Annotated in this window: 2 protein-coding genes; both read right to left on the reverse strand. The window is 73.2% G+C overall.

The window, feature by feature from the left end; genetic code table 11:
- Window positions 1–22 precede the first annotated feature (22 nt).
- Window positions 23–6,334, reverse strand: coding sequence for a type I polyketide synthase (locus NMK44_RS27435; protein WP_254747897.1), 6,312 nt, complete (start codon window positions 6,332–6,334; stop codon window positions 23–25).
- Between the two features lie 52 nt (window positions 6,335–6,386).
- Window positions 6,387–9,918, reverse strand: a 3,532-nt coding sequence (locus NMK44_RS27440) for a type I polyketide synthase (RefSeq protein ID WP_428849364.1), incomplete at its 5' end; no start/stop codon positions are given.

Below are 9,918 nucleotides of genomic sequence, written 5' to 3' on the forward strand. Positions count from 1 at the left end.
GTACGGAGGTGGCACGGGGAGATCAGCGCGGGTCGCGCGGAAGGCGCTCCAGCCAGTCCTCGATGGCCTGGGCCGTGGGCGTGGAGTGGTCCTCCATCATGGTGAAGTGGTTGCCCCGCACATCGACGATGTCGTGCGGCAGCTCCCAGAAGGACCGCCAGTCGGGCAGTTCCTCCAGCTTCAGGGATCCGGTGGACAGCGGTTCCAGCGCGCGGACCAGCAGGGTGGGGGTGCGGATCGGCTCCGGCTCCCAGGTGCCGAACAGGTTGAGATACCAGCCCATCGCGGAGAGCCGGTCGTCGTCCATGGTGACGAACACGCCCTCGCGCTCGGTCATCCCGTCCATCAGGGACAGTCCGAACTGGTTGAGGATGCTGCTCTTGGGCACATAGGTGTCCACCAGGACCACGGCGGCGGGCTGGAGGCCCATCCGCTCCAGATGTCCGGCCGCGGCCTGGGCGAACCAGCCGCCCGCCGAGGATCCGAGCAGCACGATCGGCGCCCCGTCGGCGGCTTCGGCCACTGCCTCGGCCTGGGCCGCCACCACCGCGTCCGCGGTCTCCGGGAGGGATTCGCCCCGGCCGAAGCCCGGCAGCGCGAGCGCCGACACATTGCGGCGGCCGCGCAGTGAGGCGGCGAACCGGGCGTACTGATGGATGCCCGCCACCGCCAGGCAGGAGGAGAAGCAGAACATATGCGCCTCGGCCGGGCCCTTGCTGAGCCGCACCGTCGACGGCAGCCGGTCCAGTTCGGCGGTGGAGCCGAACCGCGGCCTCAGTGCCGCGGTGGCGTGCAGCAGATCGAAGATCTCTTTCCATTTGCCCGTCTCGAACGCCTGGGTGTACAGCGCGGAGAGGGTGGTCGAGTCGCCGGAGGCGGCCGCCGCTGACCGTGCCGGTGCCGCCCCGCCGTCCGCGGGCGCCGACTGCCGGGCGGCGGCGAGATCGGTGCGCAGCCGGGCGGCCAGATCGGTCGGGGTCTCATGGTCGAAGACCAGCGTGGCGGGGAGCCGCAGCCCGGTGGCCGCGTTGAGCCTGTTGCGCAGTTCCACCGCGGTGAGGGAGTCGAATCCGGAGTCCACGAACTCATGGGCGGGGCCGACCGCGGAGGGGTCCGGATGGCCGAGCACGGTGGCCACCTGGGCACACACCAACTCCACCAGGAGGGTGTGCTGTTCGTCCTCGGCGAGTCCGGCCAGCCGGTCCGTCAGCGCCGCCCCGCCGCCGGACGTGCCACCGCGGGTGGCCGCGCCCGCCCGCCGGGCGGGTGTCCGGACCAGTCCGCGCAGCAGCAGCGGCACCGATCCCGATCCGGCGCCCGCGCGCAGCGCGGCGAGGTCGATACGCATCGGCACCAGCAGCGGGGTGTCCAGGGCCAGGGCGGTGTCGAGCAGTTCCATACCCTGTGCGGAGGAGAGCGGGGCCACACCCGAGCGGGTGGTCTGCGCGGTGTCCACGGTCCCGGTCATCGTGCTGGTCTGCGCCCACAGTCCCCAGGCCAGGGAGTGGGCGGGCAGCCCCATCGCCCTGCGGTGCTGGGCGAAGGCGTCCAGGAAACCGTTGGCGGCCGCGTAGTTGCCCTGTCCCGCGCCGCCGAGCACACCGGCAGCGGAGGAGAAGAGGACGAACGCCGCCAGGTCCAGGTCCCGGGTGGCCTCGTGCAGATGGAGCACGGCGTCCACCTTGGGCCGCAGCACCCGGTCCACCCGCTCCGGGGTGAGCGAGGAGATCACACCGTCGTCCAGCACCCCGGCGGTGTGGAACACCCCGGTCAGCGGATGGTCGGCGGGTACCCGGGCCAGCAGCTCCGCCAGGGCGTCCCGGTCGGTGGTGTCGCAGGCGGCGACCGTCACCGTGGCACCCAGCGCGGTCAGTTCCTCGCGGAGTGCGCCGGCCCCCTCGGCGGCGGGTCCTCGGCGGCTGGTCAGCAGCAGGTGGCGGACACCATGGCCGGTCACCAGATGGCGGGCGAGCAGACCGCCGAGGGTGCCGGTGGCACCGGTGATCAGGACCGTGCCCTCGGGGTCCAGTTCGCGGGCCGCGGTGGCGGCGCCGCCCCGCTCACGGGCGAGGCGCGGGGTGTGCGGCCGGCCGCCGCGCAGCGCGAGCTGCGGTTCCCCGGAGGCCAGTACTGCGGGGAGGGCACGTACGGAGTCCTCGTGTTCGTCGAGGTCGACCAGGGTGAACCGGTCGGGGTTCTCCGACTGCGCGGAGCGCACCAGACCCCAGACGGCGGCGTGCGCCTGATCCGGCACATCGGCACCCGGCTCGACCGCCACCGCGCCACGGGTGACGAACACCAGCCGGGAATCGGCGAACCGCTCGTCGGCCAGCCACCGCTGTGCCAGCTCCAGCGCGCCGTGCACGGAGGTCCGCACCGCACCGGCCGGTTCCGCGCTCTCCTGGGCACAGGAGATCAGCACGGCGGCGGGTGCGGCGGTACCGGCGTCGACCGCCGAGCCCAGCGACTCCAGGTCCGCGTACGACTCCAGGTGGACCCCGGCCGCGAAGAGGTCCTCGGTCACCTTGAGCCCGTCGTCGCCGATGAGCGCGGCGCGGCCGAGCGGGGTGGCGGGCGCGTCGGTGGTGAGCGCGGGCCAGTCGAGCCGGAACAGTGCCTCGCTGGCGGCCGCGCGGGCGCCGCTGAGCTGGTCGCCGGTCATCTTCCGCAGCAGCAGGCCGTCGACGGTGGCCACCGGGCGGCCCTCGGGGTCGGCCACCGTGAGCGCCACGGTGTCCGTTCCGGCCGGGGAGATCCGCACCCGGACCTCATCGGCCCCGGTGGCGTGCAGCGACACCCCGGTCCAGGAGAACGGCAGCCGGCCCTGCGCGGTGTCCGGGTCCTCACCGTCGAACAGCGTGCCGAGGGCGATACCGTGCAACGAGGCGTCGAGCAGGGCCGGATGGAGACCGAACCCGGCGGCCGACTGCCGCTGTTCCTGGCCGAGCCGCACCTCGGCGAACACCTCGTCACCGCGCAGCCAGGCGGCGCGCAGCCCCTGGAAGGCGGGGCCGTAGCCGAAGCCGTTGGCGGCGAACCGCTCGTACATGTCGCTGACGTCGATTTCGGTGGCGTCCGCCGGGGGCCATGCAGTGAGCTCCTCCGGTGCCGCCGGTGCACCGGTGGTGACGGTGCCGGTGGCGTGCGGGGTCCACGGTTCGCCGAACCCGGCGCCGTCCGGGCGGGAGTGGACGTGCAGCGGGCGCCGTCCGTCGTCGTCCGGTTCGCCGACGGTGACCCGTAGGGTGAGCGCGCCCCGCGCGGGCAGGATCAGCGGCGCCTGGAGGGTGAGTTCCTCGACGTGGTCGCAGCCGACCTGATCACCGGCCTGGACGGCCAGCTCCAGGAAGGCGGTGCCGGGGAAGAGGACCGTACCGGAGACGGCGTGGTCGGCCAGCCACGGCTGGGCGGCCGGCGACAGCCTCCCCGTGAGCACCAGGGCGTCGGAGTCGGCGAGTTCGACGGCGGCGCCCAGCAGGGGGTGGCTGGTGTCGCCCAGCCCGGCCGCGGCCATGTCGCCCGCGGCGGCGGGCGCGTCCAGCCAGTAGCGCTGCCGCTGGAAGGCGTAGGTGGGCAGATCGACACGGTGCGCGCCACGGCCCGCGAACACCCGCTCCCAGTCGACGTGGCCGCCGTGGGCGTGCAGCAGCCCGGCGCCGGAGAGTGCCGCCCCGGCCTCGGGGCGGTCCTTGCGCAGCAGCGGGACGAACGCGGCGGCCCCGGCGTCGGACACGCACTCCTGGGCCATGGTGGTCAGCACCCCGCCGGGGCCGATCTCCACGTAGCGGGTCACGCCCTGGGCCTCCAGGGACCGGATGCCGTCCTCGAACCGCACCGGCTGCCGCACATGGTGCACCCAGTACTCGGGCGTGCACAGCTCCTCGCCCGCCGGTTTCCCGGTCACGTTGGAGATCACTGCGATCCGGGGCGGGGCATAGGCGATCGACGCGGCCACTTCGCCGAACGCGGCGAGCACGGGGTCCATCAGCGGGGAGTGGGAGGCGACGGAGATCCGCAGCCGCTTGCTCCTGGCGCCGACGGCGGCGGCGACCTCCAGGACGGCCGCCTCCTCCCCGGAGATCACGGTGGCGGCGGGACCGTTGACCGCGCCCAGGGCCACCCGGCCCTCGTAGCCCTCCAGATGGGGCAGCACCGCGGCCTCATCGGTCTGGAGGGAGACCATCGCGCCACCGGCGGGCAGCGCGTCCATCAGCCGGCCGCGGGCCGCGACCAGCGCACAGGCGTCGTCGAGTGAGAACACACCCGCCACATGGGCCGCGGCCAGTTCGCCGACCGAGTGGCCGACCAGGACGTCCGGGGTGATGCCCCAGGACTCGGCGAGCCGGTACAGAGCGACCTCGACGGCGAACAGTCCGGTCTGGGTGTACACCGTCCGGTCCAGCGCCGCGGTGTCCTCGCCGAACACCACATCGCGCACGGACCGGTCGACGTGACCCGCCAGATGGCGGTCGAGCGCGGCGCAGACGGTGTCGAAGGCGGTGGCGAACACCGGGAAGGCGGTGTGCAGTTCACGCCCCATGCCGAGGCGCTGTGCGCCCTGTCCGGTGAACAGGAACGCCGTCGCGCCCGCACCGGCCACCGTCCCCGGGTCCACACCGTCGGCCAGCCGCTCCAGTCCGCGCAGCAGCTCCTCGCGGCTGTCGCCGGTGACGACGGCGCGGTGAGGGAAGGCGGAGCGGGTGACGGCCAGCGAATAGCCGATGTCCACCGGGGACGCCCCGGGGGAGCGCTCCAGATACGCGCACAGCCGTCCGGCCTGTTCCCGCAGCGCCTCCTCGGACCGTCCGGACACCGGCCACGGGACGCTGTCACAGACGACGGCGGCGGGCCGCTCGGCCGTCTCCTGCGCCGGGGCGGTGTCCTGCGCGGTGGTGTCCTGCGGTGCCGCTTCCCCGGGAGTGGCATCCGGGTCGGCGGACTCCTCCGGGGGCGCCTGCTCGAGGATCACATGGGCGTTGGTGCCGCTGAACCCGAAGGCGGACACCGCGGCGCGGCGCGGCCGTCCGTCCTCCGTCCGGGGCCACTCCCGGGCCTCGGACAGCAGCTCCACCGCGCCCGATGACCAGTCCACGTTGGGTGTGGGCTCGTCCGCGTGCAGGGTCCTGGGCAGCACACCGTGACGCAGCGCCATCACGGTCTTGATGACCCCGCCCACCCCGGCCGCGGCCTGGGTGTGCCCGATGTTGGACTTCAACGAGCCCAGCCACAGCGGACGGTCCTCGGGCCGCTCCCTGCCGTAGGTGGCCAGCAGCGCACCCGCCTCGATGGGATCGCCCAGCGAGGTGCCGGTGCCATGGGCCTCCACCGCGTCCACGTCGGCGGCGGTGAGCCCGGCGTCGGTGAGCGCCTGGCGGATGACCCGCTGCTGGGAGGGGCCGTTGGGCGCGGTGAGCCCGCTGCTCGCACCGTCCTGGTTGACGGCGCTGCCGCGCAGGACCGCGAGCACCGGATGGCCGTTGCGCCGCGCGTCCGACAGCCGCTCCACCAGCAGCATGCCCACGCCCTCGCCCCAGCCGGTGCCGTCGGCGTCCGCCGAGAACGCCTTGCAGCGGCCGTCGGAGGCGAGGCCGCGCTGACGGCTGAAGTCCACGAACGCCACCGGGGTGGACATCACCATCGACCCGCCGACCAGGGCGAGTCCGCACTCCTCCTTGCGCAGTGCCCGTGCCGCCAGGTGCACGGCCACCAGCGAGGAGGAACAGGCCGTGTCGATGGTGACGGCCGGGCCCTCCAGACCGAAGGTGTAGGCGATGCGCCCGGAGGCGATGCTGCCCGAACCGCCGCTGCCGACATAGCCCTCGACATCGTCGGCCACCTGCCGCAGCCGGGTGCCGTAGTCCTGGTACATCACCCCGGCGAACACCCCGGTGCGGGTGGCCCGCAGAGTGGCGGGGTCGATCCCGGCGCGTTCCACGGCCTCCCACGCGGTCTCCAGCAGCAGCCGCTGCTGGGGGTCCATGGCCAGCGCCTCGCGCGGCGAGATGCCGAAGAACGCGGGGTCGAACCGGTCGGCGGCGTCGAGGAAGCCGCCCTCACGGGCGTAGCTGGTGCCCGGCCGGTCCGGGTCCGGGTCGTAGAGCGCGTCCAGGTCCCAGCCGCGGTCGGCGGGGAAGGCGGACACCGCGTCCCGGCCGTTCGCCACCAGGTCCCACAGCTCCTCGGGCGACGCCACCCCACCGGGGTAGCGGCATGCCATCCCGATGATGGCGATCGGCTCCCGCTCCCGGTCCTCGAGCTCCTGAACCCGCCGGCGCGTACGGTGCAGATCCGTGGTCACGCGCTTGAGGTAGTCGCGGAGCTTTGCCTCGCTCACCGTGTACCGCCCATCTCGTTGAATTCCGTTCGTGTGAGCACCATGAGCACCATCAGGACAGGCCGAGTTCGTTCTCGATGAAGTCGAAGATCTCATCGTCCGAGGCGGCGTCGATGCGGGTGGAGACCACGTCGTCCGCGCTCTCCGCGTGCTGAGCGTCCTCCTGGATCCGGCTCAGCCGGTCCAGCAGGTCCTGCAACCGGGAGGAGAGGGCCGCACGCGTCCCGTCGTCCGCCGCGATCCGGGCCAGGCCCCTCTCCAGGGTGTCGAGTTCGGGGAAGGCGGCGCCGGTGGCGGTGAACGCCTCCGGCGCGATCTCGGCCTCCAGGAACTCGGCGATGGCCTTCGAGGTCGGGTAGTCGAAGAGCAGGGTCACCGGCAGCCGCCGTCCGGTGGCCTTGCCCAGCTGGTTGCGGAGTTCGACGGCGGTGAGCGAGTCGAAGCCCAGGTCCAGCAGACCGCGCTCCGCCTCGACGGCCGTCGCGCCGTCGTAGCCGAGCACACCGGCCACGGTCGTACGGACCAGGTCCAGCAGGAAGCGGGCGCGCTCGGCCTCCGGCAGACCCGACAGGTGGCGTTTGAGCCCCTCGGGCCCGTCAGGCCCGGCACCGGCCCCGGTGGCCGCGGCGGCCCGCCGGACCGGCGGCCGCGCGGGGGTCCGCACCAGTCCGCGCAACAGCGCCGGTACCGCACCGGAACGCGCCGTGAGCGCGCCGGTGTCCAGCCGCATCGGCAGCACGACCGCGTCGTCCACGGCCCGCGCGGCGTCGAAGAGCCGCGCCCCCTCCGCCGAGGAGAACGGCACGATGCCACCCCGTGCCAGCCGCGTCAGATCGGCGTCGGCCAGTTTGCCGGTCATCTCGCTGCGCTGCTCCCACAGCCCCCACGCATGCGACTGGACGGGGTGGCCCTGGGCCCGGCAGTGCTGGGCGAAGGCGTCCAGGAAGGCGTTGCCCGCCGCGTAGTTGCCCTGTCCCATCCCGCCGAAGGTGCCCGCGATGGAGGAGAACAGCACCAGCGCCGAGAGGTCCAGTTCACGCGTCAGCTCGTGCAGGTGCACGGCGGCGTCGACCTTCGGCCGCAACACCCGGTCCACCCGTTCCGGGGTGAGGGAGGAGACCACACCGTCGTCCAGCACTCCGGCCGTGTGCACGACCGCCGTCAGCGGATGCTCCTCCGGGACGGTGGCCAGCAGTTCCGCCAGCGCCGCGCGGTCGGACACATCGCATGCGGCCAGAGTGACCCGATCGGCGCCCAACTCATTGAGCTCGGCGACGAGTTCGGCCGAGCCGTCCGCGTCCGGTCCACGGCGTCCGGCGAGCAGCAGATGCCGGACACCGCCCTCGGTGACCAGATGGCGGGCGATGACCCCGCCGATGGTGCCGGTGGCACCGGTGATGAGCACCGTGCCCCGCGGATCCCATGCGGGCGCCGCGGCGCCGGTGTCCGTCGCGGTGGCGATGGCCACGTCCGCCGTGGGGGCCAGCCGGGCCACGCTGACGGCACCCTCGCGGATCGCCGACTGCGGCTCGTCCAGGGCCAGGGCGGCGGTCAGGGCGGAGACGGAACGCTCGTCCTCATCGAGGTCCACCAGGACGAACCGGTCGGGGTTCTCCGACTGCGCGGAGCGCACCAGACCCCAGACGGCGGCGTGCGCCAGATCCGGCACATCGGCACCCGGCTCGACCGCCACCGCGCCACGGGTGACGAACACCAGCCGGGAATCGGCGAACCGCTCCTCGGTCAGCCACGCCCGCACCAGTTCCAGCGCCCGGTGGCACGCCGCCCGCACCGAATCGGCCACTCCCCCGGGCTCCGGCACACACGGCACCAGCACGGTGGCGGGCATCCCGGCGGCCTCGGCGGGCAGCGCCGACAGGTCCCGGTAGCCGCGCAGATCGAGCCCGACCAGCTTGAAGTCGACATCACCGAGCAGCGCCCAGTTCTCCGTGGCGCGCGGTGCGCGTTCCGCGGGCGGCTCGGCCGCGGGCACCCAGTCCAGCCGGTAGAGCGCCTCGCCGAGTCCGCCGGGGCTCGTGTCACCCAGCCGTTCGGGACGCTTGCGCAGCACCAGGGAGTCGACGGAGGCCACCGGGCGGCCGATGGCATCGGCCACGGTCAGCGCGACCGCGTCGGTGCCGTTCGGCGTCAGCCGCACCCGCACCTCGCCCGCTCCGGCGGCGTGCAGTGACACCCCGGTCCAGGAGAACGGCAGCCGGCCCTCGCCCGCCTTGAGCATCGGACCGAGCGCGATGGTGTGCAACGCGGCGTCCAGCAGCGCGGGGTGCAGTCCGTACGCGGTCGCGTCGGACTGTCGCTCCTGGGCGAGACGCACCTCGGCGAACACCTCGTCCCCGCGCAGCCAGGCCGACCGCAGCCCTTGGAACGACGGGCCGTAGCCGAAGCCGTTCTCCGCGAACCGGTCGTACAGGTCCGTGACGTCGATCGGTTCGGCACCCTGGGGCGGCCATACGCCACCCAGGTCGTACGAGCCCTCGGGCGCACCGGTGGTCAACGCGCCGCTGGCGTGCTGGGTCCACGACAGGTCCGCTCCGGTGTCCGCGCCCGTACCCGCGTCCTGCGGACGGGAGTAGACAGTCAGCGCGCGGGTACCGCTCTCGTCCGGCGGATCCACCACCAGCTGGAGGGTGATGGCGCCCCGTTCGGGGAGGATCAGCGGCGCCTGGAGGGTGAGTTCCTCGACGTGGTCGCAGCCGACCCGGTCACCGGCCTGGACGGCCAGCTCCAAGAAGGCGGTACCGGGGAAGAGGACCGTACCGGAGACGGCGTGGTCGGCCAGCCACGGCTGGCTGCGCACGGACAGGCTCGAGGTCAGCACCAGGCCGTCGGAACCGGCCAGTTCCACGGCCGCGCCCAGCAGGGGGTGCTCCGCCGCGCCCAGCCCGGCCGAGGCCATGTCGCCCATGGTGGCGGGCGCGTCCAGCCAGTAGCGCTGGCGCTGGAAGGCATAGGTCGGCAGATCGACTCGACGGGCGCCACGGCCTTCGAAGAACCGCTCCCAGTCCACCACCCCACCATGGGCGTGCAACTGACCGATGGCGGTGTGCAGCGCTTCGACCTCATGGCGGTCCTTGCGCAGCAGCGGGATGAACGCGGCGTCGGTGTCATCGTCGTCGGCCACACATTCCTGGCTCATGGCGGTGAGCACTCCGACCGGGCCCAGTTCGACGAAACGCCGCACACCGTGGGCCCGGAGGGTACGGATACCGTCGGCGAAGCGGACCGCCTGACGTACATGACGCACCCAGTACCCGGGCGAACACACCTCCCCCTCCGCCACCTCGCCCGTCACGTTCGACACGATCGGGACGGCGGGCGCGGTGAAGGTGACACCCTGCGCCACCGCGGCGAACTCCGCCAGCATCGGCTCCATCAACGGCGAATGGAAAGCATGAGACACCCGCAGCCGCTTGCTCTTACACCCCACCGCCTCCGCGATCCCCAGCACGGCACTCTCCTCACCGGAGATCACCGTGGCCGCCGGACCATTCACCGCGGCAATGCTCACCCGGTCCTCGAAACCGGCCAGATGCGCAAGCACCTCCATCTCAGGAGCCTGGAGA

Source organism: Streptomyces cucumeris (assembly GCF_024295805.1).
Taxonomy (GTDB): Bacteria; Actinomycetota; Actinomycetes; order Streptomycetales; family Streptomycetaceae; genus Streptomyces; species Streptomyces cucumeris.